Raw genomic sequence first — 19,252 nt, forward strand, 5'->3', positions numbered from 1 at the left:
TGAGGTTCCCATTAATTCATGTTTTTTGTAAAAAGCATTACTTTAGTCATACAGTCAAATGAGATGAACAAAATCAGAAATTACTTGTCAACAGAGCTAGCAATAGGTAAATAGTGTAATTAGTCTCTTTCCGATTAATGCTATTAAATAAGTATTGAAAAAATATGAGTACTGAGTAAGACGATACAGAGATAGGATAGTTGCTGAAAAATAGATTTTTAGGGTTAAAAAATGAAGGCGATCGCCCACTATAGTTAAAGTGGCGATCGCCTATCAGAGGTGATTAAAGTCACGACTTGAATTCAGTTAAATCTAGTAGCGGGATGGTGGTACTAAATTCAAGTTAGAATTCAGTGTGAGCCTTAAATCCTGTGCTGGTCTGAGAACAAAAACATTTGCTTCTTTTTTCCGCAATAGTACACTTGCTCCTGCACCCGCAGCCCCACCAATAACAGGTTTTAAATCATCAATTCTGCGGTTACCAGTCACTAGTGAACCTAAAAGACCAGCACCCGCACCGATAGCTGCATCAGTTAAAACCTGACCTGTGCTGGGACCCTGTGAAACTTTTTGAGTTGTGGTGTATGTCCGAGAAGTTGCATTAATGGTTTGACGCCGACCATTAGAAAATTCTAATTCTTGAGCTACAAACCGCACACCTTTTCCTTTATTATCATCTGTATCTCTTGAATAACTATCTAGGTCAACAGATTCTAGTCGTCCATTTACTTTAGTACCGGCAGGAATCAAGACATTTCTATTTCTGTCGATAATGTCATTCGCTATTCTCAGCGTTAAAGATTGACTTTCCCCAGGAGCAATAGTAATTGTCTCCTTATCATAGGTAACAGGAAAAGCAACCCCAGAAGGAATGGTAACGTTTCCATATTGCCCAGTTCTGTCTTGCCCAATTCTGTATTGTGCATTAGCAGGAGCTAAAGTTAACAGTGGGGCAGTGACGCTTGCGGTAACGGCTATTGCCATGAGTGCAGCAGTTCCAGATTTCCATTGATGTAGGCGAGTCATAAGTGGGTAAACCTTTGTGTATGTTATGTATCTAATGACGTGGATTCACTGAGTTTGTTTCTGAAATTTATAAAACCTGTTTATAGGCGCATTCCGAATATTAAGGTGCTTATATAACGTGGAGTTTGTGTTGCAGCTACGCCTATCGAAGATATCGCTCCTCAGAATTTGTATCCTGCTAATGTGCGTTACCAAATAGGAAGTGAGATACTCTCAACATGACGCAAAATAGGTCTAATTGTTTCCTGAGTTGTTTCATTGTTTACGTCCACATATCTACAGCACTGAATAGAGGCGAATGGGCTGACTGCGAACTCTTACTTCCATTGTAGATTTATTTGCTAGGACTTGGGAAAGATCTTCGCTTTCTTTGTCAATCAGAAGCAAAGCCAGAAACGCTCCGCCTTTGCTCAGAAGACCTCAGCACGGCTATCCAATAATGAAATGTATCATTAACCTGAGTTCGGGATAAGAAATCCTCAAAACCCCTGATTTATCATTGTTTGGTTTGAAGCTCTGTTTTAATCTATTCTCAATAAGGCATATTATTGAGGTTAGTCTCTTTTGTGAACCTTATTGACAAAATGATTCTACTTCAATAGCTTCTTTTATCACTTAGAGTTTTGCTCAATCCTTGGAGAATAAGCTTTTTAGCTTTTGGCTTAACCCGAACTCAGGTTATCATTAGCTATTTTTCTTTTCATAAGTTAATATTTCGGATAATTCTAATGGTTTTCGGCATATGCTTTATAACTTTGACAAAATCTCTGGCAATAATTGACTAGGAACTTTAGATAAAGCCAAATTTTGTCCTTGTATCCCTAATTCATCATGAAAAGCACGAATAGTTTTTACCACATAAGTGAAAGTTGTTTGATAAGCCTCTGGTTGTTTGCTCAATCCGTTTAAAGCTTGCAAATGGTTATCTAATGCTACTTCTAGGTGTTGAGAACGTGTTGCTTTGTCACCATTAAACGACTTATCTATTACTAGCTGATAATGTGCTAGCCCCAGGTTATTATAAGAGGCAAGCAAATCAAAACTTAAAGCAGTACCGCTAAGTGAGTGAGCCAAAGCTATAGCTTCTTCGTAAGCACTGATGCATAGTTGCAGATACTTTTGCCGTGCCTCTTTAGTTGTCTGAGATAGGTTGGCGAGATGCCAGTAGGCAGTACCCAGATTATTTTGTGTAGCGGCGCAGGCACTGGGAACATTAGCTGGAGTGCGATACTTAAGAGCTTCGCTGTAGACATCTATAGCTAACTGGAGATTTTGGGCAGGTTGTTCGTATTGTGCCAGATTCCAATAGGCAGTGCCGATATTGTTTTGAATCATGCCATATTTGAGCGGTTCCTGTTTGGGGTTGTAGTGGACAAGTGCTTCGTTGTAAGCTGCGATCGCTTTCTTTAAATGCACAATCGGTTGATTATATTGCCCTAGATGCCAGTAAGCAGTACCCAAATTGTTCTGGCAAGCCGCATACTTTAATGAGTCCATATCGGCTGTACGGTAGCTGAGTGCTTGACTGTAAGCTAAGATTGCTTGCTGCCAATTTTCAGATGGGTGAGAAAAACGAGCCAAATCACCATAAGCCGTCCCCAAGTTATTTTGTACACGAGCGTAAGTTTCTGGATGTTTCTGGGGCGAGATCATCTTTAACGCCAACTGATAAAATTCTATTGCCTGCTCTATATAAGTTTGTCCTTCCTCAGAATTGGGTGGTGTGCGGTATAGCATCCAGTAGAGTGTACCCAAATCATTCAAGATATCTGGGAGTTGCGGTGAGGTTTCGTCATAGCTAATTGCCTCCTGATAGGCAATAATTGCCACCATCAGGTTTTCTAGAGTTGACTCTCCTTGCTCAATGCGAAGGCGATATAAGGTACCCAAGCGATGATAAGCTTCTGCCAGTATCTCCCCTGAAACTTGCTTTTCGTGTAATTCTTCAATATCCAACAAAATCTGCTGGGGTTGTAAGAAATCCTCTGTATCTTGAGCAATGTTTGTATTGATTGTTGCTATTACTAGCTCCGTTAACTCATTACTAATATGAGATAAAGACGACAGCGATTGATTATTACTCCTACTCGCATATCTAGTAGTAGATTCCTGCTGTTGTGGCGCAGCCTTCAATAAATCCGCTGTTGACGGCGAAACTTCCTGGGTTTTATGTACGCCATTCCCTTGTGTTTCTGCCGGAAAATCGGAATTATTCTGAAAATTTAACTCGGTTGCTGCGGTTTTGAGTTCTGCTTGGTTAGCCGATTCATCTAAAATCGACTGCTCAAGATTCCCTAAATCCAAGCTTCTAGAACTAGAAAAACGTTCTGGATAACCCGAATTCTGAGTTGCTGGCGTGGGTTCTCCAGCAAAAACAAATACGCCAGTCCGACAACGCCAAAACTGTGGCGCGGATTGCTTGATAGCAGATAACCAAGGACGCGGTATCCACAACAGCAAGTTAGATTCTAGGAATCGGCTGGATTCTTGTGTAGAGAAATATTGTTCGCTTAAGCGGAGATAGTGCAAAAATAACCGTTGTGTAGCGACTGGTTGCTTGGTGAGATGCTCCACGCCGACAATCTGAAATGCTGGTACTGGAAAAGGTCTTCCAGGGGTATCTTTTGATGCCCCAACAATTGGCGGTGGATAATTGGCCAACCATTGATTTATCTGAACTATGGGATTAGGATCGTTTAAATTTAAACGCAACGTAACTAATCGCGGATAAGCTGGAGTGCTATTCTCCGGGGCATTTGATGGCTGATATAGCACTTGTCCAATAGGATAAGCCAATGTAGAGTGTAAACGGGCGGCTACTTGATTTCTTAAGTGTAAATCATCACATACTGCTAAAAAAAGTTGTCGTCGTAAACCAAGACTTAGGGCAAGTTTCAGCCGATGGTATACTTGCCGATTCCAAGTAGAATTATCATTGTGTGTAGTATCATTCACGCTCATGGCGGCTAAAGAGCCAAAAAACAGTACATATCACCTTTCTGGGCGCATCCAAGTGGACTAATTTCATAATGGAAATGATTTTTAAGCTAACGTTATGCTGCTCAGTATAAATCGAGCTTTTCAGGTATAATTAAATAAAACAGTATATAATTATACTTTCATTGTTAACTCGATTTTAACAAAAAATAAAAAAGCAGGCCCCTCTTAAAATCGGAACCTGAAAAACTGTAAAGAAGATGAAATTTTATTAAAGTCTTTTATGATCAACTGCTCTGAGAAACAAAGAAGGCGACTAAAATCAAACCGCCAACCAAAACTGTAGCGGCGATTCCTAGGAAGAGATAAGTTCGCTTTTGCCCTTCCGTGGGAGGTTCTGCTTGATAAATCTTTGGTTCGCGGGCAAAATTATTCAGAAGACCGCCTTCTTCGTTTGTATAGGGCATGAATCAATTCCTTTATCTTTATTCTTCATTTAATGTTACATAAATGCTAGATCCGCTCTGAAACTGCTAGACAAATCGTTACATTAGGGATGAAATATTGAGTATTGGGGACTGGGTATTGGGTATAAAATACTTAAAACTCCCTAGCCCCCAATCCCTAACTAGTAATCGTCCCAGTTAGAGGTGAACTAGGACTGGCGTAGTCTTTGATAGGCATTCTGCCAGCAAGGTATGCTAGACGACCGGCAACTGTTGCTAAATTCATAGCACGAGCCATTGCTGCTGGGTTTGGAGAAAGTGCGATCGCACTATTAATCAACAAGGCATCGGCTCCCAATTCCATTGCCTGGGCGGCTTCTGAGGGTGAGCCAATACCAGCATCTACCACCACTGGCACACCCGCATTTTCGATGATGATTTGGATGTTGGCGGTTGTTTTCAGCCCTTGTCCAGAACCAATTGGCGATGCTAAAGGCATCACCGTAGCACAGCCTACTTCTTCTAAACGCTTGGCTAACATGGGGTCAGCGTTAATATAGGGCAATACTGCAAAACCTTCTTTAACTAATTGTTCTGCGGCTTGCAGCGTCCCAATTGGATCCGGGAGTAAATACTTAAGATCAGGTATTACTTCTAACTTTACAAAATTATTATCTTCCTGCCCTAACAATTTCGCCATTTCTCGCCCCAAACGCGCCACCCGAATCGCCTCTTCAGCAGTTTGGCAACCTGCGGTATTGGGTAACATCCAGATTTTCGTCCAATCCAAGGCTTCAGCTAAACCTTCATGTCCGGGAGCCTTGGTTTGTACCCGTCGTACTGCCACGGTGACAATTTGGCAATCGCTGGCGGCGACGCTTTGCTGCATTTCCTCAATGCTGCGATACTTACCAGTTCCTGTCATCAAGCGGGATTGAAAGGTTTTGCCAGCAATAATTAGTGGTGAGTCTTGAATGGAAAGTGATGGCTGCTGTGGCGATATGGCAGGACGATGCCCGTTGGAGAAATTGGCAGAGTGAGTCAGCATTGGGGTAGAGGTGGATGGCTTGGACTGGAAGCGCGAATAGTGAAAATCAGCAAGTAGAGGGTCAGACTTTTGTTCCAAGATTAAATCGGCAATTAATGCAGCTGTTACGGGTGCAAGTAGAATCCCGTTACGGTAATGACCGGTAGCAAGGGTTAAATTTTGACAGTAGCTAGTGCCAAGAATGGGCAATTCATCAGGGGTGGCTGGACGAAATCCCCACCAAAATTCTTGTATGGGATAATGCTTTAGTTGGGGATATAGCCGGATGGCAGCTTGTAGTAACTTTTGAATGCCTTCTGGGGTATTGTCAGGGATGAAGCCAACGTCTTCGCTCGTTGCCCCAATAACGAGGCGATCGCGCCTTGGTACGATGTAAATATCCTGCCCAAACAAAACCCGCTTCAAGGGCAATTCCGGCACAAATTCTGGTATCCGCACACTCAGCATTTGTCCTTTTCTGGGGCGCACGGGTAGTGGTAACAATTCATTTGACCAAGCACCTGAAGCTAAAACATAGTGCGCGGCGCGAATTATTCCAGCGTTGGTTTGCACGCCAACCACTTTTCCTTGCTGCTGTAAAAATGCTTCTACTGTAATACCGTCTTTGAGTTCAACACCAACAGACTCAGCCGCCGCCCACAATACGTGAGCTAGAGCTTTATTATCAACTTGTGCGTCTTCAGGATACCACCAGCCACCAACTACCTCTGCTCCCAATCCTGGCTGATATTGATGAATTGCCTCTTTGTTTAACCAGTAAGCCGGGGAAGAGGCGGGGGGGCAGGGGGAACGGTGCAGAGGAGAGAGATTTTGCCCATGCTCCCTGCTCCCTACTCCCTGCTCCCTACCCCCCTGCCCCTCTGCCTCTTCAAAGACGGGTGCAAGGATACCGCAGGGTCGGTAGCCAGTATTTAAGCCGGTTAGTTCTTCTAATTTGCGCGTCCAGTCGGGATATAAAGCACGCGATCGCCAGCATAAGGAGCGCATTGCCTCATTAGAGATGTTTTCCGCATCTGGTGCTAACATCCCGGCGGCGGCGTGGGTAGCAGCAGCCTGAAAGTCACGACAAAGCACGGTGACACGTGTCCCGCGCAGTTTTAGTTCAATGGCGATCGCTAAACCAATAACGCCGCCACCAATAATTACAGTCTCACTAGTCATTAGTCATTAGTCATTAGTCATTTATCATTAGCCATTTATCATTAGTACATAACTAATAACTCATAACTAATAACTCATACCTTATAACTTATAACTCGTAACTAAAGACGGATCTATCGTTACCACAAGGCGCGAATTGGTTCGTTGCCTTGATTAACATCGGTGGATGGGGTGTCTGTCTCTGAAGTATCTGTATTACTGTCTATTGTACTGTCAGGATTCTGGGCAACGCTGCTCCTGTTGTCAGGTCTTGGGGCTACAATACCGCGTCTGTTTTCGTTTGTTTCAGTTGTTTCAGTTCCTTCTGTTGCAGTTTCTTCATTCTTGCTACCAGCACTGCTATTAACATTGATATTAGCTGGGAGGACTTGTGATTTCTTGTCACTGGGATTGTTAGCGCTTTGTACGCCCATAGGAAAGTTGATGCCCAGTAATGTACCAAGCAGAATGGCTAAACCTCCAGCCATTAAAATTAAGGGTGTCCATCTACCCATCTTGTCTTACTCCTTTTTAACCTTTTGGTGTCCACACTATTCGAGAACCTTGTCCCCAAAATCCATCAAACTTTGTCACTTTCACATCGCCTAAAACCTGAGTTTGACAGGCTAAACGCAAGTCTGTTGTAGGAGAATGGGGAGGAAGCGAACGCCGTGCTCGATCACGCCAATTCGCTGTTGATAGTTTGCCCTCTACCTTAACCGCGCAGGTACCGCAACTGCCAATGCCCCGACAGTTTATTACCTTAGCACCGTCATTGTAGAGGTCAATACCATTTTGCAACAAAATTTTTCGGAGATTGCTTCCCTGCTCGCACTCAATTGTTTTACCTTGAGCTAGTATTTTAGGCATTTTTAAATTGCCAAACTGGCGTTTTGTTGTATATTGACACATTGCCTCGAAAGTTGTCTCGTCGGTCCCAGTTTTATGACCACAAATTCCTCACCTCAACTTTGGCTCTATGACACTACATTACGGGATGGCACTCAGCGCGAGGGGCTATCAGTATCGATAGAAGATAAGTTACGCATTGCCAAGAGACTCGATCAACTGGGAATTCCCTTCATTGAAGGCGGTTGGCCTGGTGCCAATCCTAAAGATGTACAATTTTTCTGGCAACTCCAGGAAGATCCGCTAAAACTTGCTGAAATTGTGGCTTTTTGTTCGACTCGACGCCCCAACTCCACTGCCGCCACCGAACCGATGCTACAGGATATTTTGGCTGCGGGGACTCGCTGGGTAACGATTTTTGGTAAGTCTTGGGATTTACATGTCACAACAGGACTCAAGACGACATTAGAAGAAAATTTGGCGATGATTGGCGACACAATTGAGTACCTCCGTTCTCAAGGGCGTCGGATTATCTACGATGCCGAACATTGGTTTGATGGTTACAAGCACAATCCAGATTATGCTTTACAGACATTAGATGCTGCGATCGCATCTGGTGCTGAATGGCTAGTTCTTTGTGATACCAATGGTGGCACTTTACCCCACGAAATTACCCAAATTGTTCAAGATGTCAGTAGTCATTTGTCATTAGTCATTAGTCAAGAACCAATGACCAAGGATAAAGGACAAAGGACAATTCCTCAAATTGGAATTCATACTCATAACGATTCGGAAATGGCGGTTGCTAACGCTTTAGCCGCCGTTATGGCAGGGGCAAAGATGGTACAGGGCACAATTAATGGTTACGGTGAACGTTGCGGTAATGCTAACCTCTGTTCGTTAATTCCCAATTTACAACTGAAGGCGGGTTACAGTTGTATCACAGAAGACCAGCTCACACAACTTACAGAAGCTAGTCGTTTTGTTAGTGAGGTGGTCAACCTCGCGCCAGATGAACATGCTCCTTTTGTGGGACGTTCGGCTTTTGCCCATAAGGGCGGTATTCATGTATCAGCCGTAGAACGTAATCCCCTAACTTACGAACACATTCAACCGGAACAAGTCGGAAATCGTCGCCGCATCGTGATTTCTGAACAGTCTGGACTCAGCAATGTTTTAGCCAAAGCCCGCAGTTTTGGGATTGAATTGGATCAGCAAAAGGCAGAGGCCAGGGAAATTCTCCAGCGCCTCAAAGATTTGGAGAGTGAAGGATTTCAATTTGAAGCAGCAGAGGCCAGTTTTGTCCTGTTGATGCACGAAGCTTTGGGAGGTCGCCAGAAGTTTTTTGAAGTCAAAGGTTTTCAAGTCCACTGTGACTTGATTGAGGGGAAAGAAACTAGCAATGCTTTAGCTACAGTTAAACTCGCTGTTGACGGGAAAAATATTTTGGAGGCGGCGGAAGGTAACGGCCCCGTGGCAGCTTTGGATGCGGCTTTACGTAAGGCTTTGGTGAATTTTTATCCCCAAATAGCAACTTTTGATTTGACAGATTACAAAGTGCGGATTCTCAACGGACATACGGGCACTGCGGCAAAAACTCGTGTGTTGGTAGAATCAGGTAATGGTCGTCAACGCTGGACGACGGTAGGGGTTTCTACGAATATTTTGGAGGCTTCTTATCAAGCGGTGGTAGAGGGCTTGGAATACGGTTTATTGTTGCACTCTCAAGCGGAGGCAGCCGTGAAAGCTTCTAGTTGACAAACAACACTATGTAGTGTTTAAACATTTTACATTCAATGAAAATGGGAGGCGATCGCCTCCCATTCTCGTGCAACCCTAAAAGAACTAATATCAATTCTTGGAAAAACCGCAAATTTCAATTTCTTCTTGACTAAAAGTATCCTTTAATATCTTGCGGAGAACACGCTGAATATGAAGGTGTTTTCCAGGCTTGACTTTTGTCAGCGTCAGCAGCGATAGGTTATTTTCGCCAAAGTTTTCTATTCCAGCTACCCGCGTGGGTTCTATAACATCTTGTTCATCAGCCTTTAACTGCTGTCCTACCTTTTCAACCACCCTATACACATGATCTAAATTGGAGTCATAGGAAACGCTAACTTCCACCCTTGCATATATATACTGCTTAGAAAAATTGACAATTGATCCAATATCCCCATTCCGAATAATCTGCAATTGACCATCGGGATGGCGGATGTGAGTCGTTCTCAATTCAATCGCCTCTACCACCCCCTCAATACTTCTCTCTTCCATTTTTCCGGCTTCAACATAATCACCCACCAAGTAATAGTTTTCAAACAAAATCAAAAATCCACAAACAACATCATTAATCAGGTTTTGCGCCCCAAGACCAACTGCTATACCCACAATTCCTGCACCTGCTAAGATAGGCGCAGGATCAATGCCGATAAGCTTGAGTATGGTAACTGCGGCAGTGAAGTAGATAAAATATTTGGCAAAACTCCGCATTAAGGGAATCAGCGTCAGCCGTTTCTGTTGCTGTGAGTCATTTACATTTGTAGTTTTTAAGTAGACTTCATCAAGAATGAAGTAAGCGACTTCAATCAAAACATTGCTAATAAAATAAACCCCAATAATCTGCACAATTTTAGGGGTATAAGCACTTATCCAAGCGATAAATTCTATTTCTGGAACAACAAGATTTACTATGCCAACATAGAGGACGTATTCTAAAGATTTTTTGAAGAGGGGAATTAAATGACGTAAACGCTCGTATAAACGCAGTAGATTGTCAGAACTGGAGTATTTAAGACTCAGTGCATCGAGAGTATCAACGATAGTAGCAACAGCTTTGACAATGAGTAAACCAACTGTGACAATAATGTATATTTTTAAGGCAATGTAAATATATCTGGGAACGACTTCTGGGAGGTAAAAAAATTTAGCGCACAGGATAGCAGATGATGTCCAAAGACTATGAATAATAATTCTTTTTAATATTCTAAAAAAAGCTTCGATACTTTCATCATTAGCCTTGATTTGATCGGCATTCTTAGCATAATCACAAACCCAATCTATAGCCCGGCATAATGGTGATATACTAAATTTAACTAGCATTAGCAAGCTAACAGTTTTCAAGCTCGCCGTCAAGAAATTGAGCCAAAATTGAGTAGGAAGACCGCGAATAAGATTAAGTTGAAATTCTTGAATGTTTCCGCCTCGATAAATCACCATCCCATTCACACCAATCAGCACAAGACACAGAATCACAGAAATTAAAATTAAAACTCTGCTGATACTCCGGCGCAGGAAAGTGATATTTGCAGTTCTCCCTTGAAGCCAAGAAAGTTTAGCGACCTGCTTGAAGCTTATGCCAATCAACCAGTTAAACAGCGAGAAAATGACTATTAAAAATATGACTTCAACCAGGATAATTAGTATATTCATTTTTTGAGTATAAATAATAGAGAAAAGGCAGATATATCCCCGACTTCTTGAAGAAGTCGGGGATATAGTAGCCCAGAAACCACAATTAATTTACTAGATTTCTCTTTTGTAAAGGAAGTGTTGATTTATGAAAGTGAACCGTTAGTGTACATCGTTGCTAGACGTTTTTCACGTAGTTTGACTGTCTCTAAATAGATTTATTCAATCTTTTTAAACTTGTCTTCAGAAATCGACACCCAATAAGCAAACTGAAATTGCGAAATAACCAAGGTTTTTAAGTAAGACAAAGCCCTTAATTTAAGCTAAAACTTCAGTTTGTAGTAGCGCTTTACGTAATGCAGTTACTGCTTCTTCTGTTTCTATCAACCTATTGAGAGCAAGTGCAATATCATCTTCAACCTTCAGCAGTTTAGCTGCTTTTTTTACAGCTTTTTGCTCTTCAACTGAGTAATCTTGATCGGCACGAGACATTTGAATTGCATGATACAATAATGACCTGTATTTCGACCAAGTAGAAACATCAACTGTAATTTTACTCAGCAAATTTTCTAAGTCAGCATTTTTGTATTCAAATGTTTTGTATTTTTCTATTACTTCTTCAGGAGCGCCAGCCATACGCTGATGATTTAGCAACCAATTAAGTTCGGGTTCTGAAACCTCTCCATCAGCTCCTGCAATAGCGAGCAGTGCATATCCATAGTTAAGGTATGCTTCAAGGGGAATTTCGGAAATACCTAAGTTCTTTTTCAGAAATTCTGAAGCAGGTAGTACTTCTTTAATATTGCTCATCAATAGACCTCTTTGATTTTTTTGAGAATTTACTACTTACTTCTCATACCTAATTGCAGCAAGTGGAACTAATAAAGACTTACTCAAGCTTCACAGGTGCTTGCTGCCACTTGTAAGTAGACTTTCGTTTACTAGTTGTTATGGTTGTCATTGTTTAAGCTCTCCAAATCACTTGGAATGCATAACACCAGACTTCATGCTTCTTAAAATCTCAGACTTTTAATCAGAATGCAAAGACAGTTAAGACAGTTAATACATTTAGGCTAAATCAATAAAGGATATAAATTAATTACTGTTTTTACATAAGTTTTACTTAACAAACTCTCAATGATTCGTGAAAAAGAATCTTACCTAAACAACTTAGAAAAAGAAAAAATCTGATATGCGTTAAGAACTTGAATATAACTTTTGGCGTTTAACCACCCTTTAGCCCAATACGGTTCAGTTAAGGAAATTGGTAAGGGGTGCAGGGGTGAAAAAAAGGCTTATCTGAACCGTATTGTCCTTTAGCCTACATTCCGCAGGCCTCTTAAGTAGATAATATTTTTGGCAAGGAACACCAAGAAACTGAAGAATACATCGTCGTTCATCAGTAAGATTAGCAATGTGTTTAGCGCCGACGATCGCTAGCAGATGAATCGATATGAAACATTGAAATTCCAACCCTCCGATTTACTCAAAAAAACTAGCTGATCTGACAACTCATCCAGAAGGCTGACCGTTTTGAGTAATTCATCCTTAGGCTGGTTTTGACGTATCTGATTGAGTTTCTAGTGCCCAGTGCTGATATGGTTAAGTTAGTGGCTTCTCTGCCGTAAATGCAAAAATAGCAACCCAATTGTCAATTCCAGACATGTTACTCCTATACCTAAAATGCGTAGGCGCAGCCCGCCGCAGGCATCGCCAACATTTAGGTGCAGACCTAGAAATATAATGCTGCGACAAAAACTTCATCTTATGCAAGGTTTTAGGAGAACTTTTCCCAAGATTGGGCAACTAATTGGCTTAACCAGCGACGTTGTTGCTGATCCAGTAGTAGATCATCTGCTAACAACTGAGCGGTTAGTTCTTCCAAAGATTGACCCTGAGCGCGGACAATTTTAATAACTCCAGCGATCGCACTGGCAACTAATTCTTCATCAATCGGCTGTTGTCGCAGGGCAACAATTTCCTGGGGGCTGTCTGGAATGGGATAATTCATGGCGTGGGTTTACAGAAATACAAAATGAACAATAAATTTGACAAATTCTTAAAATTTCTTCACTGAATCTTTACGAAAGTAATAGGGCGGAGTTTACCTTACTTTGTGCCTTCATAAAATCTGTCTTAGTGAGTAGATTGATCGGAGATGTCAGGAAACGATGAGAGAAATCCTTTATTTAGAAGTTCCAACTCCAGATATAGCAACTGTGCGTAGCTGGCTACAAACAGATTTTGAACCCGGAAATGGAGAAAAAGTGCTTACTTCGGAAGGCTTTCGCCTCAAAATGCCCAGTGCTACTACATCGGGTGGGGTGGCTCTTTCCGAAAACTTGCCTGCGGAACTTTCTGTATTTGTCTGGTCGGTGCAACGAACTACCTATCTGAAAGTGTTTCGTTGGGCAGAACAACCCTTTCCCAATGAAAGACAAATCCTGCAACGCCTAACCAAGGAAATCAGAAGCCGTTTTCCGCATCATTACCCAGAACCGCCAGCGATTGATTTATCTAAGCAATCAATTTTTGCAGCGCTAGGTTCTGCTTACCCCCTGACCGTCAAGTATTTTCAGAAAATGCCTAACGGTGAATATGACCTAACGCGTGCCTACTGGTGGGAACAACGATGGCGCGAAGGAGTACGGAATCCGCAGCAGCCCCGGCAGGTTGTGTTTTCCACTCAAGGGGATAAGGGAAGAGGTAGGGAAGCAGGGGAAGATAAGACTCCGACTTACGACATCATCTACATTGGTGGCGCACTAGGTGTGATCCATGCGGCAGTGATGGCAAAACTCGGATATAAAGTCTTGCTGGTAGAACGAATGCCCTTTGGGCGGATGAACCGGGAGTGGAATATTTCCCGCGATGAGATTCAAAGCTTGGTTAACCTGGGTTTAGTTACCCCCGCTGAGTTAGAAACCATCATTGCCAGGGAATACAAAGACGGATTCAATAAGTTTTTCGATGCTAATAATCCATCCAAACTGCGATCGCCCGTCCTCCACACACCTACAGTGCTAAATTTAGGCTTAGATTCCGAAAAATGGCTTCAAATGTGTGGGCAAAAACTGCAAGCGGCAGGCGGTGATATCTGGGATGAAACAGAGTTTATCCGTGCAGATATTGATATATCACAAGTTTTGTTGAAAGTCAAGCACTTACCCAGCCAGGTTGAAAAGGAAGTAAGTGGACGGCTGCTAATAGATGCAATGGGAACTGCGTCCCCCATCGCTTGGCAATTAAATGGTGGTCGTGCTTTTGATAGTGTATGTCCGACAGTGGGAGCGGCAATTGAGAGCGGATTTGAGCCGGAGGTATGGGACTCCCATTATGGGGACGTTCTTTACAGTCATGGGGATATTTCGCGGGGAAGGCAGTTGATTTGGGAATTGTTTCCTGGAGCAGATGATGAACTGACAATTTATTTATTTCACTACCACGAAGTCAATGCTGAAAATCCCGGTTCCTTGCTAGAGATGTACGAGGACTTTTTCACAATTTTGCCAGAGTATCGCAGGTGCGATATGGACAAATTGGTGTGGAAGAAGCCGACATTTGGGTATATACCGGGGCATTTTAGTATGGGAAGTCGCGATCGCACAGTTGCCTTTGATCGATTGATTGCGATCGGTGATGCCGCATCACTCCAGTCTCCCCTTGTCTTCACCGGTTTTGGTTCGCTAGTTCGCAACTTAGAGCGCTTAACAACGCTGTTGGATACTGCTCTCAAACATGACTTGTTAAGTTTCCGACACTTGAACCAAATTCGCGCCTACCAAAGCAACGTTTCCGTCACTTGGCTATTTTCCAAAGGCATGATGGTACCCACTGGGAAATTTTTACCACCCCAGCGGATTAACTCCATGCTCAACACCTTCTTTGGGCTGTTAGCAGACGAACCCCAAGAAGTAGCAGATAACTTCATCAAAGATAGGTGTGATTGGTTTACCTTTAACCGCCTAGCACTCAAAGCAGCTAGAAAAAATCCTGCCTTGCTTTTGTGGATTTGGGAACTTGCTGGGCCTAGAGATTTAGGGCGATGGCTTGGTAGTTATATCAACTTCGGTCGTCATGCTCTGATTAGTGCTTTGCTGAGTCCGTGGTTCGGGCGTTTCTTGAACCGGGTAGGTTTTTGGCTCGAACCCCGGAATCCAGGCTTGTGGCTGTGGCTATTGGCAATTAATTATGCGATCGCCACAGGCAAACCGCGATCGCGCGCTCAAGTAGTAAAAGCCAACCCAGAAGCCATAATTCCGAAGTCAGAAGCAAGGATTCTTAATTAGTCATTGGTCATTGGTCATTGGTCATTGGTATTTGACAAATGACTAATGACAACTAACTATTGACTCTTGGGGCGAAAATTCGGCAGTTCCACAGATGCCAATGATTTACGCCCCTTGGGTGGACGCTGGGGATAAACCACAGGTGAAGGTGAACTTGTATCATTGGTGTTGTCACCCAATGACTCTGGGGAGAAATCAGTAGCTGACAATTCTAACTGTGACAATTGGGAAACTTCTGACCAGTAGTCTTCAGTTTGTCCAACAGGCATCTCAGTATGAGGTGAAGTAGAGGAAACTGGTAAGTCATTGGTTGATGAAACCACAGAATCTGTCGTCCAAGAAGTGGAGATAGTTACAGAGGGATTAATTTCTGCTTCCAACTGCTCCCCCTGTGGATTTTCTAATTCCTCATCGTCTTCTAGGATTGTTGCTAAAGTCTCCCAGATAGGCGCATCACCCTGATTACTATCCACATCCATTTTCGCCGCAGGTGGTGGTGATACAGATGCAGACTGAGAGGTAAAGAACATTTGGATTAGACTATCTAATTGCTGATCTAAATTTGATGACTCAGAAGTTGAAACAGCTTCTGGTGTATCTGGGGAATCATCAACTTTTGGAGATGGGCTGGGTTCTGCTGGTGTTGGGGTATTTTGCTTAACTGACCAGTTCCAGGAAGATGATGGTGTCGGAGTCGGTTCATTTCTTTGGAATGGGATTGGTGCTGACGGTTCGCCCCAAGAATTATCTAGATTATCCAAGGATTCTGGTTCTGCTGACCAAGGTTGAATTGGCTGGGCGTTAGGAAATAAAGACCGAGCTTTTCTAGAAAATCTTCCTTGTCCACTAGTTATGTCTTTAGGATGTTTTGCAGTATCGTCTAGGGAATCATAGCTAGGAACTGATGTATCCAAACATTTTTCTAGAGCTGCTTTAAATTGCAGCGTCTGGCGTTGTTGTCGCATCAGTCTAGTACGTAACTCCCGACAAACAGTTTCTGATTGCAATAGCTGCTGGGACTGTTCGCTGTTGTTAGTGTGTAACAACGTACATTCTCGCTCTAACTGGGCTAGACGTTGTTGGCTAATTTGTAGCTGTGCTTTATAAGTTTCAGTGAAAATTTCCTGGTGTTGAACAGTTTGTACAGCAGTTTCTAATTGTTGAAATAGGGACTTTATCTGTTCTTGAGCCGCAGCCAGTTCTTGAGCGTGTTGGTTGAGCATCGACTCAGTAACGCTGGAACGCGTTTTCTGCCACTGCAAAACCTTTTCTGACTCAGCTAGGTTGTCTTTTAGCTGCTCCACTTGCTCATACAAGTTATTGTTAGCCGCACGCAATTCTTCGTTCAATGCCAGCAGGTTCTGAAATTCTGAGTCAATAAGTGCTTGCTTGCCGCTTTCAGGCTCTGCAACCCAGTCCTGCTGGGTGGTATCTTTTGAAAATTGTGTGTCTTCAGCTGGCATGAGGAGTGGCAGTTTTTTTACTGCCATATTGTCATTAGGCACAACTGAGTAAAAGGGACAACTCGCCTGATCTAATTGTGGCGAATTAGCAGAATTTAGGGATTCCATCACAGCCCCCTTGTTTGAGGTGTCAGCTTCATTCATCACTCTTGACCCACCTGCTTAAAAATATTCAGCAGTGCTGGCATTAGCATTGCTTATGAACTCTGTCTAATCAGGGTTTGCTCTAGAAGCTAAGTTTAACTCTCTCTAAGCACCAGCAATTAATCATCAATTGGTGTTACCCATTTTGTATCTAGACTGATGCCGTTATAACACTATGATGCTCTTCCCCGTCAAGACGAGGCGGAAGGGGAACTCGAACCGCCTCTGGTGATAGGCGGGAGAAAAGAGAAACTTGATACTTAAAAACTAAACTGTATTGGCTGATGAAATTTTTCTATATGAAAAAACTGTCCTACAGTATACTTTTTTATTTATAAAAGCATCTGTCCTAGGGACTAAATAAAAATGTATTGAATAATACATTTTTATACTGCCTCATTTATTACTTAGGGCTGATGTCAGTACAAGTATCTACTTATTTGATGATAAATCTGTCATTTTAGCGATCGCTATTTAATGTCGGCAAACAACTAAGAACTTCTGCTAGAACTTTAATGTTAGGAAATAATGACAAATCCGTGTAAAGACGCATGAATTTGTAATTTTGATGTAATAAATACTCTAAGTATAATCATAAAACTTTTTTAAAGAGTAATCTCAACTTAGTGTGGGCTTTTTTCTCAGTAAATACAGTCCTAGTAAGCAATTTTAGGCTTAGTTAGCGAGAGGCTTTTTTTAACAAGCTGCGTTCAATTCATCAAGTTTGTTTAATGTCTAGAAGAAAATTGTTTAAAGTATACTTGACTACTTATCAATCTTTATTACATTGTGCTTTGTATTACTGCAATATTATCGTAATTAAGTATTGCTTCGGATACACTTTTTAATTGATCTATTCAAGAATAATTGGAATAACCGAGTTTTCTACTAGCGGCAAAGTAATTATAAAGACCAGGATTACTACTGATTAATGTGATTATTGCGTTAGATAAGGCGTTGTAGCAGTTAGGTTTGTCTAAAAAGTAAAATTTTAAAATAGGGTGCTAAAGATGACTGACGTACTTGCAATGGGTGCAAACATAAAGCAGGAAGCTGCCCAATTACCGCTAGTTGCAGAAAATTTTGACAGTTTTTGGGACAAAGAAATTAGACCTTTATTTACAGATGAGTCTCTATCTTTCAGAGTGAAAACTCTTAACGGAAAATATGTCAAGTACGTCAACTTGGATAATGGAGCTACAACCACTCCCTTTGCAAACCTCAAGCAGCATGTGGACGAGATGCTTGACACATATGGTAGTGTGCATCGAGGTTCTGGGCAAAAGTCCATCATCACTACACGAGAATATGACGCTAGCCGGAACATCATTCGGGACTTTGTGGGATCATCTTTAGACAACTATGTAATCTTTGCGAAGAATACAACAGAAGCAATTAATGGAGCTGCTACACTTTGGGCAAAAAAACCTGGGAAAATCTTAGTTTCTGATATTGAGCATTCGTCCAACCTGCTGCCTTGGGTTACTAGAGACGAAGTTGTGCAGTACAGAACCCAGCCGGATGGAAGTGTAAGTGTTACAGAAATTGAAGATATCTTCAAGGCACACCAAAATCTCCCCGAAGCCGAACAAATTAAGTTGGTAACTATTACAGGTGCTTCGACAATTACAGGTTACAGACCCCCGATTTACGAAATTGCAGCTTTAGCACATCGGTATGGTGCTAAAATATTTGCCGACGTGTGTCAGTTAATTCAGCATGAACGAGTCGATATGCGTGCAGATGATGACCCATGTCATTTAGATTTTGTGGCTTTCTCTGGACACAAGATGTATGCACCCTACGGAACTGGGGTTCTGCTGGGGCCAAAAGAATTTTTTGATAGTTCTTACCCTTATCAAATCGGCGGTGGAAATCTGCCTTATATCACTAGAAACCTAGAGATCAAGCGTTTTTATACAGAACGGGCCCATGACCCTGGAACACCAAACGCTATGGGTGCGATCGCTATTGCTAAGGCGATTGAAATTATCGAAGCCCTTGGACGCGATCGCATTGCTCAGTATGAACACTCTCTAGTTGAATTCACATATACACGGCTTCGGCTGGTTCCTGGAGTTAAATTACATATCCCAGGAGATAATTTAGCCCATGTTATTCCCTTTGATATTGATGAGTTTGATGGACGCTTAGTGGCAGAAATTCTGGCACAAGAATACGGCATTGGGGTTCGGGCTGGGGCTTTCTGCACTTATGAATATATTCGCAAACTCAAGAATGTTTCGGATGAGCAAGACTACGAGATTGCTCAGGAAGTAGACAGAGGAATTACGCGTAACATTCCTAGTATTATCCGAGCTAGCTTTGCTGTATATAATACATTTGAAGATTGCGATCGCTTTATAGATGCGATCGCTCAAATAGCTAAAAACGGATTGGCTTACTATTTGCCCAACTACACACAAGATGAAATAACTGGTGTTTGGACAGCGATAAACAGCTAGTCTTTTCAGGGCATGGAAAGACGCAGAGGGGCAGGGAGCA

13 protein-coding genes are annotated in these 19,252 nt (G+C 42.3%); 3 read left to right on the top strand and 10 right to left on the bottom strand.

Annotated features, from left to right (window positions below; genetic code table 11):
- Window positions 1-312: 312 nt before the first annotated feature.
- The 6 genes from F8R90_RS04185 to F8R90_RS04210 form a co-directional block, all read right to left on the bottom strand.
- Window positions 313-1,026 (bottom strand): conjugal transfer protein TrbI, encoded by a 714-nt coding sequence (locus F8R90_RS04185; RefSeq protein ID WP_196509687.1) that lies wholly within the window; start codon window positions 1,024-1,026, stop codon window positions 313-315.
- 747 nt (window positions 1,027-1,773) lie between these two features.
- On the bottom strand, window positions 1,774-3,987 hold the full coding sequence (locus F8R90_RS04190) for a tetratricopeptide repeat protein (protein WP_196509688.1): 2,214 nt from the start codon (window positions 3,985-3,987) through the stop codon (window positions 1,774-1,776).
- A gap of 263 nt (window positions 3,988-4,250) precedes the next feature.
- Window positions 4,251-4,430: a photosystem II assembly protein Psb34 gene (gene psb34, locus F8R90_RS04195; RefSeq protein ID WP_196509689.1), complete on the bottom strand. Its 180-nt coding sequence runs from the start codon at window positions 4,428-4,430 to the stop codon at window positions 4,251-4,253.
- Window positions 4,431-4,587: 157 nt separating this feature from the next.
- Entirely contained in the window at window positions 4,588-6,618 is a 2,031-nt protein-coding gene (thiO, locus tag F8R90_RS04200; protein WP_196509690.1) for a glycine oxidase ThiO, read from the bottom strand.
- 119 nt (window positions 6,619-6,737) lie between these two features.
- On the bottom strand, window positions 6,738-7,112 hold the full coding sequence (locus F8R90_RS04205) for a hypothetical protein (protein WP_190892950.1): 375 nt from the start codon (window positions 7,110-7,112) through the stop codon (window positions 6,738-6,740).
- 16 nt (window positions 7,113-7,128) lie between these two features.
- Window positions 7,129-7,467, bottom strand: a complete 339-nt coding sequence (locus F8R90_RS04210) for a 2Fe-2S iron-sulfur cluster-binding protein (RefSeq protein WP_196509691.1) — start codon at window positions 7,465-7,467, stop codon at window positions 7,129-7,131.
- Between the two features lie 75 nt (window positions 7,468-7,542).
- Between F8R90_RS04210 and cimA the strand changes: the two genes are divergently transcribed.
- Window positions 7,543-9,204: a citramalate synthase gene (cimA, locus tag F8R90_RS04215; protein ID WP_196509692.1), complete on the top strand. Its 1,662-nt coding sequence runs from the start codon at window positions 7,543-7,545 to the stop codon at window positions 9,202-9,204.
- A 93-nt stretch (window positions 9,205-9,297) separates the two neighbouring features.
- On the opposite strand, the gene F8R90_RS04220 is transcribed toward cimA, so the two are convergent.
- The 3 genes from F8R90_RS04220 to F8R90_RS04230 all read right to left on the bottom strand — a co-directional run bounded on the left by F8R90_RS04220 (window position 9,298) and on the right by F8R90_RS04230 (window position 12,862).
- Window positions 9,298-10,872, bottom strand: a complete 1,575-nt coding sequence (locus F8R90_RS04220; RefSeq protein WP_196509693.1) for a mechanosensitive ion channel family protein — start codon at window positions 10,870-10,872, stop codon at window positions 9,298-9,300.
- Between the two features lie 297 nt (window positions 10,873-11,169).
- Window positions 11,170-11,661, bottom strand: coding sequence for a TerB family tellurite resistance protein (locus tag F8R90_RS04225; RefSeq protein ID WP_196509694.1), 492 nt, complete (start codon window positions 11,659-11,661; stop codon window positions 11,170-11,172).
- A 967-nt stretch (window positions 11,662-12,628) separates the two neighbouring features.
- Window positions 12,629-12,862, bottom strand: coding sequence for a hypothetical protein (locus F8R90_RS04230; RefSeq protein WP_190892964.1), 234 nt, complete (start codon window positions 12,860-12,862; stop codon window positions 12,629-12,631).
- A gap of 160 nt (window positions 12,863-13,022) precedes the next feature.
- On the opposite strand from F8R90_RS04230, the gene F8R90_RS04235 reads away from it, so the two are divergent.
- The gene (locus tag F8R90_RS04235; protein WP_196509695.1) at window positions 13,023-15,140 is read left to right on the top strand and encodes an NAD(P)/FAD-dependent oxidoreductase; all 2,118 of its coding nucleotides are present in this window, start codon (window positions 13,023-13,025) and stop codon (window positions 15,138-15,140) included.
- 56 nt (window positions 15,141-15,196) lie between these two features.
- On the opposite strand, the gene F8R90_RS04240 is transcribed toward F8R90_RS04235, so the two are convergent.
- Entirely contained in the window at window positions 15,197-16,747 is a 1,551-nt protein-coding gene (locus F8R90_RS04240) for a hypothetical protein (protein ID WP_196509696.1), read from the bottom strand.
- A gap of 1,010 nt (window positions 16,748-17,757) precedes the next feature.
- Here F8R90_RS04240 and F8R90_RS04245 point away from each other — a divergent pair.
- Entirely contained in the window at window positions 17,758-19,212 is a 1,455-nt protein-coding gene (locus F8R90_RS04245; protein ID WP_196509697.1) for an aminotransferase class V-fold PLP-dependent enzyme, read from the top strand.
- Window positions 19,213-19,252: the final 40 nt, after the last annotated feature.

It is taken from the genome of Nostoc sp. NZL (assembly GCF_015714705.1).
Classification (GTDB): Bacteria; Cyanobacteriota; Cyanobacteriia; order Cyanobacteriales; family Nostocaceae; genus Nostoc; species Nostoc foliaceum_A.